The sequence below is a fragment of the Streptomyces sp. Isolate_45 genome (assembly GCF_024721315.2).
Taxonomy (GTDB): domain Bacteria; phylum Actinomycetota; class Actinomycetes; order Streptomycetales; family Streptomycetaceae; genus Streptomyces.
The window spans coordinates 17,104-33,091 of record NZ_JANFAK020000098.1 but is presented as its reverse complement, the minus strand read 5'-3'; the positions used below and the strand labels follow the sequence as shown (position 1 = coordinate 33,091).

Sequence of the window (15,988 nt, the reverse complement as noted above, 5' to 3'; positions counted from 1 at the left end):
GTCCGCTGCCGGCGGGCACGGGGCGGCGGCGCCCGGCAGCTGCGACTGCGGGCCCGCCAGGGGCAGGTCGGCCGACGGGCCGGCGGGCACACCGGCCGCCCCTTCACCGGGAACGCCGTCCGGGGCGGTGCCCGGGACCCCGGAAGTCCCGTCGGCGAGCGCGTCGGGGGCAACGGGGGCACCGGAGGTGGCGCCCGGCGAGGTGTCCATCGGCAGGTCGAGGGGCGCGCCGCCGGACAGGTCGCCGGACAGGTCATCGCCGAGGTCGGTGCCGGTACCGGGGCCGGTGGTACCGGCACCGGGGTCCCCGTAGAGGTCGGCGTAGAAGTCCGCGTCGAGGTCCGCGGTGAAATCGTCGGTGAGGCCGGCGTTCGGGCCGCCGGTGAGGTCGTCCGCGAAGGATTCGGGCGCGGCCTGCGGCGTACCGGCGGACGGGCCTGCCGCCACCTCCCCGGGAGCCCCGGGAGCTCCGGGAACGGCCCCGGCCGGGTCCGACGGCAGGCTCCCCGCGGCGCCGCCGGTCAGGTCGGACGGCGTGTCCCCCGCCAGGCCTCCGGGGAGGTCCGAAGGGGGTCCGGCGGGCGGCGCCGTCGGGGACACCGGCGGCTTGGTCCGCTCCAGGCTGTGGGGATCGGCCGCGGTGCAGGGGTCGGCGGCACCCCCGGGCGGGTTGGCCGGCCCGTCGGGGATGCCGTCGGCCGGGTCGTAGGGCGGCAGCACCCGCGGTGTCTTGTCCTGGGCGCCGTCGTCCCCGGTCCTGCGCTCGATCCAGGTGTTGTCGGCCATGTTGACGATGAGCAGGTTGTCCAGGGGCCGGGCGCTCGGCTCGACGACGACGACCTGGTTGGCCTGGTAGCCCTGCCAGGGGTCACCCTTGATCACCGGGCTGCCGTTCGCGGAGCGCGGCGCGACGAGCGGGTTGCCGCAGCCGCAGCGGACCCGCGGCATGCCGTGTTCGTCGACGAGGACGGCGGTGCCGGCCTGGAGAACGGCCTGGAAGTCCTCGGGGTGGCCGTCCTTGTAGCCGTGGCTGGTGACCCGGGTGTCGGCGCGGAGCACCACCGGGGTGAGCCCGCGCAGGAACTCGGGGAGCTTGGCCTGTTCGACCCCGGAGACGGAGGCGAAGGCGCGGCCCCTGGCCTCGTCGGCGACGAGGAAGCCGACCTGCCGTTCCACGTCGCAGCTGCCGAACCGTTGGGTGCCGCCGTAGAGGCCGGGGGTGGCCGCGCCGATCGTACGGATGCCCCGGCCGCTGCGGTTCGGCAGCGGGGGCTGCACCGGGGCCGACTCCCGGGTGGCGAAGGAGGCCGTGAACGGGGCGGAGCCGGCGGCGCCGACGGGCTGGAGCTGGACCTCCTTGGTCTCGGCGGCCGGACCCTTCGTCACCTCGGGCGGCGAGCCCGTGCAACCTGCGGCGAGGAGTCCGACGAGGGCGAAGAGGGTTGTGCAGGTCGGTACGTGACGGCGCGACGTCTGACGGGGTGTCATCGGTGCGGGCACGTCATTCACGTCTTTCACGCTGATCTCCCTGTTCGCCCCGGTTTGTCTTCTCCTGTCTGCCGCATGTTCCGGAACGCCGCAAGTGGAGCGCCGCGAGTGGGCGCCGACACCCGCGCACCACACCGCCTTGAACATGTTCAACGAACCCCGTAGGGTCGCGACCGTAACTTGAACACGTTCAAAGGAGGGTGCCGTGACGGTACTCGTCAACCTGATCGTCACCCTGGGCATGTTCTACGTCGTCCCCGTGGGCCTCCTCCTCATCGACCCCGCCGGGCTGCGCACCGCCGCCCGACTGTGGCCGCTCGCGGCCCTGCCCGGGGCGCTGTGCCTGTGGCTGCCGCGCGGCGCGGCCGCCACCGCACTCGCCGTGCTCTACGCCCTGGCGGCGCTGGCCCTGGCCGCGCACGCGCCGGTCCGGCTGCTGCTGACCCGATCGCTCGCCCCCGCCGAGGTGGCCGCGCTCACCGCGCTGGTCTCGCCCTCGGTCGCCGGGACCGCCCTGGTCGCCGAGCGGGCCGGGTACCGGCTCTTCGGCTTCGACCTCGACATCCTGGCCCTGACCGTCCCCCACTTCCACTTCGCCGGTTTCACGGCGGCCCTGGTCGCCGGGCTGGTCTGCCGCTCGACGGGTGGACGGCGCCGGGCGCGCTGGGCGGCGTACAGCGTCCCCGCCGGCACGCTGCTCGTGCTCCTCGGATATTTCGTGGACGACTGGGCCGAACTGCTGGGGGCGGTGGTGCTGACGGCCGGGATGTGGGCCGTGGCGCTCGTGACCTGGAGCGACCTCCGGCCCACCGCCCGCGACCGGACCACCGGCATCCTCCTGACGGTGTCCTCGGCCGTACTGGTCGCCACGATGCTGCTCGCCCTGTGGTGGGCGGTCGGCGAGGCCACCGGAATCGCGCATCCCACCTTGACCTGGATGGCCGCGACGCACGGCCTCGGCAACGCGCTCGGCTTCGCCCTGTGCTCGCTGCTGGCCTGGCGCCGCCTCACCGCGACCCCGAACCCGGATCCGACCTCGCCCCCGACCCCCACCCCCGCCCCGATGCCCACGACTCGCCGGGCCATGACCCGCTGAACGCGCCCCCGAACGGAGACCACCCCATGACCCGCCTCACCAGCACCGCCCGGGACACCCTCAACTATCCGGACCGCGGCGCCACCCTCCGTCGCCCGCTGCCCGCCGGCTACAACCACCTGCACCACCGGGCCCGCGTCGGGCACGGCCGCGAGGCGTTCGAGGCTGCCGGCAGGGCGGTCTCGGAGTTCGGGATGCACCGGGCGACCGGCGCCCGCGTGCGGACGGACGGGCCCGCCGCGCCCGGGGTGCGGGTGGAGATCGGGCTGGGCATCGGTCCGCTGCGCATCACCGTGCCGTGCGAGGTGATCTGGGTACCGGACGCCCCGAACCGGGCTGGATTCGCCTACGGCACCCGGACCGGGCACCCGGAGAGCGGCGAGGAATCGTTCCTGGTGGAGCTCGCCGAGGACGGCACGGTGTGGTTCGAGGTGACCGCCTTCAGCCGCCCGGCCACCTGGTACACCCGCCTCGCGGGCCCGATCGTCCCCGTCCTGCAACTCGGCTACGCCCGGCTGCTGACCCGCCTCCTGCGCGGACTGGCCGCGACCGGCTGATACTGGAGGGGATGGACTGGTTCACCGCTCCCGGATACTGGCCGGCCCGGATCGTCTTCCAGCGGACCCTCGCCGGTGTCTACGTCCTCGCCTTCGTCGGGGCGGCGCTGCAGTTCCGGGCCCTGATCGGGGCCCACGGCATGCTGCCCGTCCCGCGCCACGTGCGGTACGTGCCGTTCCGGCACGCGCCGAGCCTGTTCCAACTCCACTACTCCGACCGGCTCTTCGCCGGCTGCGCCTGGGCCGGCGCGGCTCTCGCGGCCGCGCTGGCGGCGGGGGCCGGGGACGTGGTCCCGCTGGGCGCGGCCATGGCGATGTGGGCCGTCCTGTGGCTGCTGTACCTGTCCATCGTCAACGTGGGGCAGACCTGGTACTCCTTCGGCTGGGAGTCGTTGCTGCTGGAGGTGGGCTTCCTCGCCGTCTTCCTGGGCAACGCCCGGACCGGGCCGCCCGTGCTGGTGCTGTGGCTGCTGTGGTGGGTGCTGTTCCGGGTGGAGTTCGGTGCCGGGCTGATCAAAATGCGGGGCGACGCCTGCTGGCGCAAGCTCACCTGCCTCTACCACCACCACGAGACGCAGCCCATGCCCGGGCCGCTCAGCTGGTTCTTCCACCACCTGCCGAAGCCGTTGCACCGGGTGGAGTGCGCCGCGAACCACGTGACGCAACTCGCCGTTCCTTTCCTTCTGTTCCTCCCCCAGCCGGTGGCCTCGTTCGCCGCTGCCGTGATGGTCGCCACCCAACTGTGGCTGGTGCTCTCCGGCAACTTCGCCTGGCTGAACTGGCTGACGATCGCGCTCGCCCTGTCGGCCATCGACTTCACCCGCTTCACCGGAGCGCCGCCCGCCGCCGCCTCGCGCGCGGCGCCCCTGTGGTACGTGGTCCTCGTGTGCGCGGTGACCGTGCTGGTCCTGGTCCTGAGCCGGCACCCGGTCGCCAACATGATCTCGCGCCGCCAGGTGATGAACCGTTCCTACGACGGACTCCACCTGGTCAACACCTACGGGGCCTTCGGCTCGGTCAGCCGGATCCGCGAGGAGGTGGTGGTCGAGGGCACCGATGAGCGGACGCCCCGCGAGGACGGCGTGTGGCGGGAGTACGGCTTCAGGGGCAAGCCGGGTGAACTCCGACGGCTGCCGCGCCAGTTCGCCCCCTACCACCTGCGCCTCGACTGGCTCATGTGGTTCGCGGCGCTCTCCCCCGGCTACGCGCGTGACTGGTTCGGGCCGTTCGTCGAGCGGCTGCTCGCGGGCGACCGGGACACTCTGCGGCTCCTGCGCCACAACCCGTTCCCGGAAGCCCCGCCACGTTTCGTGCGGGCCCGGCTGTACCGCTACCGGTTCACCACCCGGCGGGAGCTCCGCGAGACGGGCGCGTGGTGGCACCGCACGCTGGTGGGCGAGTACCTGCCGCCGACCCGGCTCACGGACCCGGCCGCCTCAGAGCCCGAGTAGGGCCGCCTCCCGCTCGGCGGATATGCCCTTGCCCGGGCGGTCGGGGCGGTGCGGGGCGACGCCGCCGATGCTCTGCAGCCAGGCCCAGGTGTCGGCGGCCGTCTCCTCGACGGGCCTGCACGTCAGGCCGGCGTCGAGCGCCTTGGTGACGTCGGCGCCGAACATGAAGTCGTACAGCTCGCCCTCGGGGAGCCAGATCGGCAGCTCGGTCCAGGGCTCGATGCCGGCCTCCTCGATCACGGCGTCCGGCGTCCAGCGCGGCTCGACCGTGCCGCCGGTGGCGGCGGCGCAGGCCGCGATGAGGCCGCCCATGGTGGCGTGGCCACTCGGGGAGACCAGGTCGTAGGCGCCGGCGCGACCGGACGCGGCGGAGTCCAGGGTCCAGCGCGCGAGGTCGCGCACGTCGATGTACTGGAGCGGCAGGTCGGGGCGGCCGGGGGCCAACAGGGGGCCGCCGCGGGCCACCCGGTTCAGCCACCAGGGCAACCGGCCGACGTTCTCGTACGGGCCGATGATCAGGCCCGCCCGCACCAGCAGCGCACGGTCCCCGAAGGCGGCCTCGGCGGCCAGTTCGCCGCCGCGCTTGTCCTCGGCGTAGGCGATGGCGTCCGCGTCGGGGGCTCCCTCGACGAGCGGGCCGCCCTCGCCGAGACCGGCCGGAGCGGGGAAGGCGTACACCGAGCGGCTGGAGATGTACGTGTACTGCCCGGCCCGGCCGGCCAACAGGCGGGCACTGTCGCGCACCACGGCGGGGGCGCCGCTCCAGGTGTCGACGACCAGGTCCCACTCCCCCTCGGCGAGGGCGGCGAGACCGTCGGGGGCCGTACGGTCCCCGTGGAGCGCGGTCGCGCGAGGCGGGGCGGCATGGTGACCGCGGTGGAAGACGGTCACGTCCCAGCCCCGGTCCAGGGCGTCCTCGACGATCGCACGCCCGACGAATTCGGTACCACCCAGCATCAGCAGTCTCATGGATCGAGACTGCCCGACCGGAGCACGGCCGGGTAAGTGGTGATCGCCGTCAGCGATCACGCCGAGGGCGGACGCGGAACGGGAACTCCACACACGCCGCGCCCCCGTCGCCCATCGGCGCGGGGGCGCGGACCGGTTCCCCGGTCGGGGCGCGATCTAGTCGATGCCGGGCAGGATGTGGGGTTCGGCCAGGTCGTCCTCGTAGCCCGCCAGGCGGATCGGCGCGGAGCGTGCCCACACTTCGAGGCTGCCGAGTTCGTCGGACTTCGTGGGCGCCCCCCGACCCGTTCGCTCCACGGTCTTTTCGGGCTTCGTCGTTTCAGTCACCGCGCACTCCCTTGTGTCGCGTAACCCGGCGGGCACTGACGCGCGCCGGAGATAGGGAAATATAAGAGTTTCCGGACGCGGTGGCGCCTTGGTGGAGCGGTGCCCGGGTGGGGCTCCTTGCGGATCAGGGTACACATATGAGCGGGGCCCCGCTCGATGGAAGGGTAAAATCCACGCTGGACCGCATTTTTTCGCCCGGAGTTCAGCGAGTCGTACGCCGGCGCGTCGCCCCGGACCGATCTGCTCGACGGCGGTTGGCGCATGCGCGCGGACGATGGCGCGGACGACGGAAGGATCGGCGGTGGCGGTGGCGGACGTGCCGGAGATCGGCAGTGTCGATGAGCTCATGGAGCTGCTGGACGCGCACCGGGGCCGCGATCACGGAATGCGGACGGCGGCGCTGCTGCGGCGCTCGCACCCGTCCGACAAGGAACTCCAGGTGGCCGGACTGCTGCACGGCCTGGCCCGGGAGGTACGGCCGCTCCTGGGTGCCCGCGTGGCGGGCCTCGCCCGGGAGCACCCGGCGCCGGCGCGGCCCCACCCGGCTCCGGACGCGGAGACCCTGCGTCAGGCCTCCGAATCGGCGACGACCGCAGGCCTGGACGCGGGCGTGATGGAGGACTGGCGTCCGGTCCTCGAACTGCTCGCCGCGCGCGTGCGCGGGGTGGGGTGAGCGAGGACCCCGGAGCCCGGGGTCCTCGACGGTGGTTCCACCGGTCGACGAACGACCGTGCGGCGCCTACCAGTTGGCGGGGGCGTAGTCCTTGAGGAATACGCCGAACAGGTCCTCGCCGAGCTCGCCGCGCACGATCGGGTCGTAGACGCGGGCGGCGCCGTCGACCAGGTCCAGGGGGGCGTGGAAGCCCTCCTCCGCCAGGCGGATCTTGTCCGGGTGCGGACGCTCGTCCGTGATCCAGCCCGTGTCGACGGCGGTCATCAGGATCTGGTCCTTCTGGAACATCTCCTGGGCGCTGGTGCGCGTCAGCATGTTCAGCGCGGCCTTCGCCATGTTGGTGTGCGGGTGTCCGGCGCCCTTGTAACCGCGGCTGAACACCCCTTCCATGGCGGAGACGTTGACCACGTAGCGGCGTCCCGCCCCGGCCGCGGCCATCGCCGGCCGGAGCCGGCTGATGAGGATGAACGGCGCGGTGGAGTTGCAGAGCTGCACTTCGAGGAGCTCGACGGGGTCCACCTCGGACACCGTCTGGATCCAGCTGTTCGTGTCGTGCAGGTCGGGCACGAGGCCGCCGGCGTCGATGGCGGTGCCCGCGGCGATCCGCTCCAGGGAGGCCGAGCCGGAGACCAGCGCGAGGTCGGTGACGTCCTGGGCGCTGAGCTTCTCGCCGCTGCCGGACGACAGGGCGGCCCCGCGGTCGACGGTGCCGCTGCCGAAGGTGCCGATGACCTCGGCGGAGGGCAGCTCGCCCGCCGGGAGCGGGGCGTTCTCCGCCGCGACCAGCTCGCTGTAGGCGCCGGGGGAACGACGGACGGTCTGCGCCGCGTTGTTGATCAGGATGTCGAGCGGGCCCTCGGCGGCGACGGAGTCGGCGAGGGCGACGACCTGGGCCGGGTCGCGCAGGTCGATGCCGACGATCTTCAGGCGGTGCAGCCATTCGGAGCTGTCGGGCATCGCCTTGAAGCGGCGGATCGCGTCGTTGGGGAAGCGCGTGGTGATGGTGGTGTGCGCGCCGTCGCGCAGCAGCCGCAGCGCGATGTACATGCCGATCTTGGCGCGGCCGCCCGTGAGCAGTGCGCGCCGCCCCGTCAGGTCGGTGCGGGCGTCGCGGCGCGCGTGGTTGAAGGCGGCGCAGTCCTGGCAGAGCTGGTGGTAGAACGCGTCGACCTCGACGTAGCGGGTCTTGCAGATGTAGCAGGACCGCGGACGCTGGAGTATTCCGGCGATCGGGCCCTTGGCCGCGGTGGTCAGGGCGTTGCCCTGGGTCTCGTCGTCGATCCGTTCGGCGGAACCGGTCGCGGTCGCCTCGGTGACGGCCTTGTCGTTGGCGGTCTTGGCGGCACGGCGCTCCTGGCGGCGGCGCTGCTTGACCGTCCGGTAGAGGCCGGCGGTGGCGCGGCGTACGGTGATGGCGTCCGGGTGGTCGACGTCCAGCTTGTCCAGCTCGTCGATCACGCCGAGGCAGAGGGCAAGACGCTCGGGGTCGATGCCCGGCCCGTAGGCGTGGTTGTCTTCGGTCACCGTCATGGCCGCTGCCGTTCCTCGTTCGTTCGTCCGCGTCCGCGTGCTGCGGAAGTCCTCAAAACCGCCACTGTACGGAGCCGACGCGCCGGGGACCAAACCCGTCCCCGTGCGCCTCACGCACCGCGAGCGGACTGTCACGGTATGGATGGCTTCGTGACGCTCCGCGTCCCCCGCGTCGTAAAGCGCGACGTCGATGCTCCCGGTCGCGCCTCGCGCCCGAGATCGGCGAACTGGCGCCCGCGGCGCAGGCGGCGCGTCCCCCCGGGGGACGATCAGGTGGACGACGCCCTCGCGGCGAACGTGGACCGGGTGCGCCGGGCGCTGCGCGCGGACCGGGCGTTCGGGGCGGCCCTGGCGGTGGGGGCCCGATGCGATCCGGACACCGGGGAGGTCGTGTTCCGGCCGGCGCGCGGAGTCGTCCCGGCGGCCCCGAGTACTGCTCGCGTACGACCGATGACTCGACGTACTCCTCCTGGTGTATACCCGGAGGATGACTCGGACGGCGATCATGACTCCTCTGGGCGGATGAACGGCCGCCCGGGCTGAGGCATGGTGGATCTTATGAGTGCCTTGGCCCTGTCGGTTCTGCTCTGCCTGGTGTCGGCCGTCGCGTACGCGAGCGGTGCGATCGTCCAGGAACGTGTCGCGGCGACCTCGCCCGGCCGTGGTTACGCGCCCCTGCGCCGGGCCGGCTGGTGGGTGGCGGTCGGGCTCAACGGCCTCGGCGCGCTGCTGCACGTGGTGGCCCTGGCGTACGGGCCGCTGAGCCTGGTCCAGCCCCTCGGTGCGCTGACGATCGTCTTCGCGCTGCCGATGGCGGCCGTGTTCGTACGGCGCCGGGCGGGTGCGGCGGCATGGCGGGGCGCGGTCATGGCGACGGCGGGCCTGGCCGGGCTGCTCGCCCTGACGGGTGGGGACGGCGCCGGACGGCAGTCCTTCGTGGGAGGGGAACGGATCCTGCTGCTGGCGGTGACGGGCGCCGTGGTCGCGGCGCTGTTCCTCGCCGCGCACCGGGTGGTCCGCCCCGTGCTGCGCAGCGTCCTGCTGGCGGCGGCGGCCGGCGCGGCCTTCGGGATGGGTTCGGTGTTCACCAAGTCGGTGGCGGAGAGCTTCACGCCGGGCGCCCTGGCCGCGCTGTGGCCGGACCTGGCGGCGATCGGCCTGCTGGCGGCGGGCGGACTGCTGCTGTCCCAGGCGGCGTACCGCGGCGCCGGGCTGACCGCGCCGCTGGCCACGGTGACGGTCGTCAATCCGGTGGTCGCGGCGGCGGTCGGGATCTCCTTGTTCGACGAGGGCTTCCGCTACGGGACCGTCGGCGCGCTGGCCGCGACGACGAGCGGCGTGCTGGCGGCGGCCGGCCTGGTCCTGCTCACGGCCGTGCCGCCGCACGTGCGGGGGTCAGATGCGGACGCCGTGCCCGCGCAGGTACTTCAACGGGTCGATGTCGGAGCCGTACCCGGGAGCCGTACGCATCTCGAAGTGCAGGTGGGGGCCGCTGCTGTTGCCCGTCGAACCGGACCGGCCGATGCGCTGACCACCGGAGACCTGCTGACCGGCCTTCACGCCGAGCGCGGAGAGGTGGGCGTACTGGGAGTACCGGCCGTCGGAGTGCTTGATGACGACCTGGTAGCCGTAGGCGCCGGCCCAGCCGGCCGACAGGACCGTGCCGGGGCCCACTGACTTGACGCTGGTGCCGGTCGGCACCGGGAAGTCGACGCCCGTGTGATAGCCGCTGGACCAGGACGATCCGGCGACGCGGTAGGCGGTGCCGAGGCCTCCGTCGACCGGTGCGGAGAACCCTCCGGCGGCCGGCTGCTGGACGGGCTTGGCCGCGGGCTTGGCCGCGGGTTCCGGCTTGGGCTTGGGCTTCTCGGCCGGCTTGGCCTGCTCGGCGGGCTTCGGCTTCTCGGCGGGTTTGCTCTGTTCCGGCGTCGGCTTCGGAGTCGGCTTCTCCGCGGGCTTGCTCCGCTCCGGCGCGGGCGCGGCCGGCTCCACGGGCTTGACGGGCTCCGCGGTGCGGGGAGGCTTCTCCGGGTTCTGGACGGGCGGGGCGACGGTGATCCGCAGGGTCAGCCGCTGCCCGGGGAAGATCAGGTTGGGGTTGCCGCCGACGGTGGCGCGGTTGGTCTCGTACAGGGCCTGCCAGCCGCCCTCGACGCGCTGGTCGGTGGCGATGGCCGAGAGCGAGTCGCCGGGCGCGACGACGTACGGGTTCGGCAGGACGGACGTCCCGGTGGGCCGGGGCAGTGCGACCGGCGGGCCCGTGGTGGCCTTGGTCGCCTGGATCCGGTCCTTGGGCGCCTGCGCCTGCGCCTGCGCCTGCGGCTGCTGCGCCTTCGGCGGGGCGGGCGTCTGCGCGGCGGGCTTCGCCGGCGTGGCCGTCGGACCGAGGGCGGGTGCGGGGCCGCTGCGGCTGAGCCCGGCCTGCGGGCCGCACGCCGGCCAGGCCTTGGGCCCCTGGCCCTTCAGGACCTTCTCGGCGACCGCGATCTGCTGCTCCCGGGTGGCCAGGTCGGCGCGCGGCGCGAAGGCCGTACCGCCGAACTCGCGCCAGGTGCTCTGGCTGAACTGGAGGCCGCCGTAGTAGCCGTTCCCGGTGTTGATCTTCCAGTTGTTGGTCGACTCGCAGTGGGCGACCTTGTTCCACGTGTCCACGGAGGCGGCGTTCGCGACCCCGGCGCCGATCAACGGTAGGGCGATCCCGGCGCCACCGGCGGTGACGGCGAGCGAGGCCCGGTTGATGCTGCTCGGCTGGTACCGGCGGTGCCGGCCCCGTACACCCATGGGAGCCCCCTTGAAGACATCAGGAACCGCACAACCTAACGGCGTGCCACATTCCTGACAAGGGCTACAACCAGCCGCCCCCAGGGGGAAGTTGACCGCTACATCCGGCTCCGTCCGAGTTTCGTACGACCGCCGACCGGCCATCGACCGGCCGCGTTCGTCGCGGGGCCCCTTCCCTAACTCAGGGGGCCGGGCTGCGGGATCGGCGCGGGTCCGGGGGGCGGGGGTACGGGGTCGGGCTCGGGTACCGGGCCGGGCACGGGCGGTACCGGGCGCGGTACGGGCGGGGGGCCGGGCACCGGCGGGCCGGGCACCGGCGGGACCGGCGCGGGGACCGGATCGGGGCCGGGAACCGGGGGCTGGGTCTGCTCTGCGTTGCGCACCATGTGTCCCACCTTCCCCCGATCCGGCCGGGCACGCCCCCCGAATCCACGGCGGACCGGGACGGTCGACGCGGCCCGGCCGGATCCCGGGGCCGGCTTCACCCGAACGGGGGAATCGCCGTTCGTGGTGTCGGGGGTCGCCGGCGGCGGGGGCGGGGCTCCGGCGGTACTGCCTACGGACTCAGGCAGGCGGCGAGGCCGCGGCGCGGGCTGGTGAGCACGGGCAGTCGGGTGCGCACGAGGGACGCGGCCCCGGCCATCGAGACCTGGGCCAGGACGATGACGTCCGCGTCGGTGACGGAGTCCGCCGACGCGGCCACGGCTGCGCGGAAGCCGGTGTCGTCCCCGGCCTCGAACAGCGACCACGCCCCGTCGACGACGTATGTACGGACGGACACCGGACGACCGTCGGCGACCTCGGCGAGGAGTTCCGTCGTCGGCGCGAGCGTGGACTCCAGTGCGGCCAGCACCGCGATCCGCGGGCCGCGCCGGACGGCCTCGGCGGCCATGGGACGGTCCACCCGCAGCACCGGAACGCCGAGGGCGGGGGCGAGCGACTCCGCGACCGCCCCGATCGTCGAACAGGTCACCAACACCGGGCCGTCGGCGCCTTCGAGCCGCGCCGTGAGGTCCGCCACCACCGCCCCGGGGCCGTGGGCCCGGGCCCGGTCGAGGAGTTCCGGGGACACCAGGTGCCGCAGGACGGCGTCCGGATGGTCCCGGTCGCGCAGCGCGTCGAAGACGGGGACGTGGACGGGAGAGGTGTGCAGCAGCGTCAGTCGCCTCACCACAGCTCGGGGTCGCCCTTCAGTTGCTCCTTGGCGGCCGCGACGACCTCGGCCGGGGCCTCGGGCGCCTCGTCGGGGTGCTTGGCCGCCCAGCTCGCGGCGTAGGGGCAGAGCGGTACGACCGGAACGCCCTCGGCGGCGGCCGTCCCGTAGAAGTGCCGCACCAGCTGCCCGGCGATGCCCTTGCCCTCGTGGCCGGCCTCGACCACGGTGTGGACCGCCACCAGGGCGTGGGGCTCGTCGGCGAGGACGAAGTAGGCGATGTGCCCGACCGTCTCGCCGCCCTCGACGGCCAGCAGCCGTCCCGCCGCGCGCTCGTCCCTCAGTTCGATCGCCATCGTTCCCCGCTCCCTCAGCCGGCCACTGCGTGCGGGCCGCGCCGCTGCTCCGTACCCGGCACCGGGGCGGACGGGTCCGCACCCAGCTCGATGATCCTGTTGTCGGCGTCGACGTGCACCACGCTCGGTACGAGGGCGCGCGCCTCGGCGTCGTCCACCTGCGCGTAGCTGATGAGGATGACCAGGTCCCCGGGGTGCACGAGATGGGCGGCGGCGCCGTTGATCCCGATGACACCCGAGCCGCGCTCGCCCTCGATGACGTACGTCTCCAGACGCGCCCCGTTGGTGATGTCCACGATGTGCACGAGTTCCCCGGGCAACAGATCGGCCGCGTCGAGCAGATCGGCGTCGATGGTGACGGACCCGACGTAGTGCAGGTCGGCCTGGGTGACCGTGGCCCGGTGGATCTTGGACTTGAACATTGTACGCATCATCGAGGTACCCCTGGATCTAGGCTCCCTGCCTGCGTTTTTGCAGGTCAAGGGCAGTTTCCCTACCTTACAACGAGTCGCATGTTCGGTCAGCTTTCCCCATGTTTTTGAGGACTGACGCTGACCAATTGCTGACTTTTCTGACGCACCGTCAGCTGACTTCGGAGGGGTTGAGGAGCCTCACCCACTCCCCCACCGCGACGACGACGTCAGCCTACGCAACGACCCTCGGCAGCCACTAGGACCACCTTCACTGTGACCGGAGCCACGCGAGCAGGTCGCCAGTCAGCACGCGCCGGGGGCCACCTGGCGGCGGCCCCAGCTCTGAGAAGCGCAGTACCCCCACCCCGGATGACGCTGCCCTCGGATCGCCACAGCAATCACTGGACCCGAACGGCGGAGCAGGATAACGGCAAATCACCGGTTGGCCAAGCCGGGGATTCTCGTGACGATTGCTGTAGTCCGCACGACGACGGGGCGCCCGCTGGGTGCACCTAACCCTGCCGCCGCCTGCCGCGCACCAGGCCGATCCATTCCGGATCGGCGTAGCCGCCGAACCGAAGGAGATCCTTGCCCATAGATCCGCAGACGAGCCTCGGCAGAACAAACACCGCAGCAGACGGACCTCACGGGAGGCGCGCCGTCGAGCCGTGCTCATGGACACGTCCCAGGTGGCAACCATGCTGAATATGTCCACGAGCCGGGTGTACAAGAAGGCCTCCGGGCTCGGCCTGAAGGGTTACAACCTCGGCCGAGGTAGGAATGCGAAGGTCCTCTACAAGAAGACCGAAGTCTTCAAGTGGCTGGAGCAGCAAAAGATCCATTAGCGCCGATCGCCAGCAGAACCCCGCATTAACCGGAATCACTGCGGACCTGCACGCAAACTGACAGCATTCCGGAAATGACGACGCACCCGTTCGAGGACGTGACTCACGTCCCGGCGCTCGAGCCTCTGCTGGACCAACTGGGCACCGTGTTCCAACGGTTCGACGATCAAGACTCCGGCTGCACCTCCTACGGTTTGCTGGCATCGGGACAGCGCTGGTTCGTGAAGACCGCGTCGGCGCCCGAAGCCGTCCCGTCATTGGACAGGGCGATGGCCGTTCACAGTGCCATCTCACATCCATGCATCGTGGCCTTGGCGCACTCGTTCACCACGGACACCGGTCCTGTGCTCGTCTATCCGTGGATGAGCGGTGAGGTTCTCTACCACCCGACCCGGTCACGCCACGGCGGACGCGCCGCTCCCGGCAGCCCCATGGCACGGTTCAGGGCCCAGCCGCTCGCCCAGATCAATATCGCTCTGGAAACGCTGCTCAACGCCCATCTGGCTGTCGAAGATGCTGGATATGTAGCCGTGGATTTGTACGACGGCTGCATGCTCTACGACTTCGATCAGCAACGCATGATGCTCTGCGATCTGGACGAGTACCGCCCCGGCCCCTTCACCCTGGAGGGGGGCCGGCTCCCCGGCTCCAGCCGCTACATGGCGCCCGAGGAGTTCGTCCGCGGCTCGCTCATCGACATCCGCACCACCGTCTTCAACCTGGGCCGAGCACTGCGTCTCCTCCTCGACGCCGGCGACGAGGAGACGCAGTGGCGCGGAACCCCGGCCCAGCTGGCTGTCATTGTGCAGGCGACTGCACGTGAGCCGGAGAATCGGCTGCCGTGCGTGGGCGCCCTCGCCGAGGCCTGGCGGGCAGCAGGAGAACAAACAGGCTGACGCGGCGGGGCCCACGCTTCACTGCCTCGGAACAGGCCGCTGCAGCTCCCGGACGGATCACGCTGAGCTGGCGCCGGACATTGCCGCCCCCGCTGGGACCACCAACTGGGAGTCCAGTCGTTCCCAGGCTCCCATGACCGCCTGGTGAGCGCCCGGAGCGAGGTGGGCGTACCGCTGTGTCGTCTGGTAGCTCTCGTGGCCGAGTAGATGCTGGACGTCGTAGAGCGAGACGCCCTACCTGTTCCACCCGGTCGACGGTTCCCGAGCTGTAGGCGTAGACCAGGACCACGGGGTGATCTCGATGCAGGTCCCACGCCACGCGCCGCGCCGGCGTGGTACCCCCGGCGCCGGGCGTGGGGAACAGCTCCAGGCTCTGCGAGCGCTGCCGCTCCAGCACGTCGAGTGTGGTCCGCTTGAGCTCCGCGCCCAGGTTCCGGGGAATGTCGATCCTGCTGTCCAGGTCCAGCCGGCTCGCCGGACGCCCGCGCCAGAACCCCACCGCGGGCTCGTCGCGGAGCTCGGCTTCAATGGCCTCGAATGCAGCACCATGAGATCGGTCTCGAGCTGGACCAGGAGCTGCCGCGGGACCGGTGCGGGCTCCCGATTCCGGCAGAGTAACGCGATCACCGGCCGAGCGTGCCAGTCGGCCGAACGCCTCTTCCCCGTATCGCACCAGAACGTCCGGGTCAGCGTCACCCGCGGTGTGGACACGCTGAGAGGCCAGGTCCGGGACGCCGGCCTCATCCCGGTGGCCAGCCGCCTCACCCAGGCCGTCGAAGGCATCGCGAGCGTGGACCGCAGGCCGAAACCCGCGGCCTGATGATCAGGCCAGTGACCTCCCTTTCGAGGCTGAGCCTCCACGACACAGCCCCTCTCCTGTACTTATCGGCCACCGCTATGAACCACATTCGGTCAAGTGCGAGGAAAAGGATCACGGTCGAACTCCGCCTCCCCTAGGGTCAGGCGTCTGTCTGTAGAAAACGGGGAGAACATGGATCCGATCACGGCTATCGCCGTAGCCGGGGTGGCTCTGGTCGTCAAGGGGGCGCTGGAGACCACCGGCCAGGAAGCGGGTCGCGCGGGCTGGGGTGGGGGTGTCCAGCTCATCGAGCGGCTGCGGGCTCGGTTCCGTGGGGACAGCGGGGCCGAAGCGGCCCTTGACCAGCTACAGCAGAGTCCCGGGGACACAGCGGCCCAGGAGGAACTCCAGCGCATGCTGCTGGCGCACATGCTCCGCGACCGGGACTTCGAGGCCGAGATCCGGCGGACCGTCGACGAGGCCGTGGCCGCGCGTGGCGGCCGGGGCCAGGTGAACGCTGCCGTGATCAAGAACGCCCAGATCTTCAACGAAAAGGTCGAAGTCCAGGGCGACTGGAACATCTCCTGACGGGCTGAACGTTCATGAGCAAGGAACCTCTGCCAGACGAGGCGGTACACATAACCGGTGGCTCCG

General features: G+C 72.0%; 15 protein-coding genes and 1 pseudogene. 8 read left to right on the top strand and 8 right to left on the bottom strand.

The features are described 5' to 3' along the window. Window positions 1-1,518 (bottom strand): DUF6777 domain-containing protein (locus NOD94_RS27085; RefSeq protein ID WP_281208728.1); only part of this gene is annotated, 1,518 nt, incomplete at its 3' end. A gap of 175 nt (window positions 1,519-1,693) precedes the next feature. Between NOD94_RS27085 and NOD94_RS27080 the strand changes: the two genes are divergently transcribed. Genes NOD94_RS27080 through NOD94_RS27070 form a run of 3 tightly spaced genes read left to right on the top strand, consistent with a single transcriptional unit; the run spans window position 1,694 to window position 4,592 of the window. After that, the gene (locus tag NOD94_RS27080) at window positions 1,694-2,584 is read left to right on the top strand and encodes a YndJ family protein (RefSeq protein ID WP_281208727.1); all 891 of its coding nucleotides are present in this window, start codon (window positions 1,694-1,696) and stop codon (window positions 2,582-2,584) included. A 26-nt stretch (window positions 2,585-2,610) separates the two neighbouring features. Further along, window positions 2,611-3,141 carry a DUF1990 domain-containing protein gene (locus NOD94_RS27075; RefSeq protein ID WP_281208726.1) on the top strand — a complete coding sequence of 177 codons (531 nt, stop codon included), beginning with the start codon at window positions 2,611-2,613 and terminating at the stop codon, window positions 3,139-3,141. Window positions 3,142-3,152: 11 nt separating this feature from the next. Further along, entirely contained in the window at window positions 3,153-4,592 is a 1,440-nt protein-coding gene (locus NOD94_RS27070; RefSeq protein ID WP_281208724.1) for a lipase maturation factor family protein, read from the top strand. On the opposite strand, the gene NOD94_RS27065 is transcribed toward NOD94_RS27070, so the two are convergent. Both NOD94_RS27065 and NOD94_RS27060 read right to left on the bottom strand, forming a co-directional pair. Then, window positions 4,578-5,561 carry an NAD-dependent epimerase/dehydratase family protein gene (locus NOD94_RS27065; RefSeq protein WP_281208723.1) on the bottom strand — a complete coding sequence of 328 codons (984 nt, stop codon included), beginning with the start codon at window positions 5,559-5,561 and terminating at the stop codon, window positions 4,578-4,580. The genes NOD94_RS27070 and NOD94_RS27065 overlap by 15 nt on opposite strands. 156 nt (window positions 5,562-5,717) lie before the next feature. Beyond that, window positions 5,718-5,888: a hypothetical protein gene (locus tag NOD94_RS27060; RefSeq protein ID WP_281208730.1), complete on the bottom strand. Its 171-nt coding sequence runs from the start codon at window positions 5,886-5,888 to the stop codon at window positions 5,718-5,720. Window positions 5,889-6,234: 346 nt separating this feature from the next. Between NOD94_RS27060 and NOD94_RS27055 the strand changes: the two genes are divergently transcribed. After that, entirely contained in the window at window positions 6,235-6,561 is a 327-nt protein-coding gene (locus NOD94_RS27055; protein WP_281208729.1) for a hypothetical protein, read from the top strand. A 66-nt stretch (window positions 6,562-6,627) separates the two neighbouring features. Here NOD94_RS27055 and NOD94_RS27050 read toward each other — a convergent pair whose 3' ends face one another. After that, window positions 6,628-8,091 (bottom strand): SDR family NAD(P)-dependent oxidoreductase, encoded by a 1,464-nt coding sequence (locus tag NOD94_RS27050; RefSeq protein WP_281208722.1) that lies wholly within the window; start codon window positions 8,089-8,091, stop codon window positions 6,628-6,630. Window positions 8,092-8,649: 558 nt separating this feature from the next. On the opposite strand from NOD94_RS27050, the pseudogene NOD94_RS27045 reads away from it, so the two are divergent. Continuing rightward, window positions 8,650-9,462, top strand: a pseudogene (locus NOD94_RS27045) (DMT family transporter); the annotation flags it as partial. Window positions 9,463-9,486: 24 nt separating this feature from the next. On the opposite strand, the gene NOD94_RS27040 reads toward NOD94_RS27045, so the two are convergent. From NOD94_RS27040 to panD, 4 genes are all read right to left on the bottom strand, one after another. After that, complete coding sequence (locus NOD94_RS27040) at window positions 9,487-10,872, bottom strand: transglycosylase family protein (RefSeq protein ID WP_281208721.1); 1,386 nt, start codon at window positions 10,870-10,872, stop codon at window positions 9,487-9,489. 556 nt (window positions 10,873-11,428) lie between these two features. Then, window positions 11,429-12,046, bottom strand: coding sequence for an aspartate/glutamate racemase family protein (locus tag NOD94_RS27035; RefSeq protein ID WP_281208720.1), 618 nt, complete (start codon window positions 12,044-12,046; stop codon window positions 11,429-11,431). Continuing rightward, on the bottom strand, window positions 12,040-12,381 hold the full coding sequence (locus NOD94_RS27030; RefSeq protein ID WP_281208719.1) for a GNAT family N-acetyltransferase: 342 nt from the start codon (window positions 12,379-12,381) through the stop codon (window positions 12,040-12,042). The genes NOD94_RS27035 and NOD94_RS27030 overlap by 7 nt, the downstream gene beginning before the upstream one ends. A 14-nt stretch (window positions 12,382-12,395) precedes the next feature. After that, on the bottom strand, window positions 12,396-12,815 hold the full coding sequence (panD, locus tag NOD94_RS27025) for an aspartate 1-decarboxylase (RefSeq protein ID WP_281208718.1): 420 nt from the start codon (window positions 12,813-12,815) through the stop codon (window positions 12,396-12,398). 677 nt (window positions 12,816-13,492) lie between these two features. On the opposite strand from panD, the gene NOD94_RS27020 reads away from it, so the two are divergent. From NOD94_RS27020 to NOD94_RS27010, 3 genes are all read left to right on the top strand, one after another. Next, entirely contained in the window at window positions 13,493-13,639 is a 147-nt protein-coding gene (locus NOD94_RS27020) for a hypothetical protein (RefSeq protein ID WP_281208717.1), read from the top strand. A 74-nt stretch (window positions 13,640-13,713) separates the two neighbouring features. Beyond that, on the top strand, window positions 13,714-14,535 hold the full coding sequence (locus tag NOD94_RS27015; RefSeq protein ID WP_281208716.1) for a serine/threonine-protein kinase: 822 nt from the start codon (window positions 13,714-13,716) through the stop codon (window positions 14,533-14,535). 991 nt (window positions 14,536-15,526) lie between these two features. After that, window positions 15,527-15,922: a hypothetical protein gene (locus NOD94_RS27010; RefSeq protein ID WP_281208715.1), complete on the top strand. Its 396-nt coding sequence runs from the start codon at window positions 15,527-15,529 to the stop codon at window positions 15,920-15,922. Window positions 15,923-15,988 lie beyond the last annotated feature (66 nt).

Bases quoted from the DNA above. Each gene is read 5' to 3' on its own strand.
- NOD94_RS27070 (WP_281208724.1), top strand. From the start codon at position 3,153: ATGGACTGGTTCACCGCTCCCGGATACTGGCCGGCCCGGATCGTCTTC.
- NOD94_RS27050 (WP_281208722.1), bottom strand. From the start codon at position 8,091: ATGACGGTGACCGAAGACAACCACGCCTACGGGCCGGGCATCGACCCC.
- NOD94_RS27010 (WP_281208715.1), top strand. From the start codon at position 15,527: ATGGATCCGATCACGGCTATCGCCGTAGCCGGGGTGGCTCTGGTCGTC.
- NOD94_RS27040 (WP_281208721.1), bottom strand. From the start codon at position 10,872: ATGGGTGTACGGGGCCGGCACCGCCGGTACCAGCCGAGCAGCATCAAC.
- NOD94_RS27065 (WP_281208723.1), bottom strand. From the start codon at position 5,561: ATGAGACTGCTGATGCTGGGTGGTACCGAATTCGTCGGGCGTGCGATC.
- NOD94_RS27055 (WP_281208729.1), top strand. From the start codon at position 6,235: ATGGAGCTGCTGGACGCGCACCGGGGCCGCGATCACGGAATGCGGACG.
- NOD94_RS27075 (WP_281208726.1), top strand. From the start codon at position 2,611: ATGACCCGCCTCACCAGCACCGCCCGGGACACCCTCAACTATCCGGAC.
- NOD94_RS27015 (WP_281208716.1), top strand. From the start codon at position 13,714: ATGACGACGCACCCGTTCGAGGACGTGACTCACGTCCCGGCGCTCGAG.
- panD (WP_281208718.1), bottom strand. From the start codon at position 12,815: ATGATGCGTACAATGTTCAAGTCCAAGATCCACCGGGCCACGGTCACC.
- NOD94_RS27030 (WP_281208719.1), bottom strand. From the start codon at position 12,381: ATGGCGATCGAACTGAGGGACGAGCGCGCGGCGGGACGGCTGCTGGCC.
- NOD94_RS27020 (WP_281208717.1), top strand. From the start codon at position 13,493: ATGCTGAATATGTCCACGAGCCGGGTGTACAAGAAGGCCTCCGGGCTC.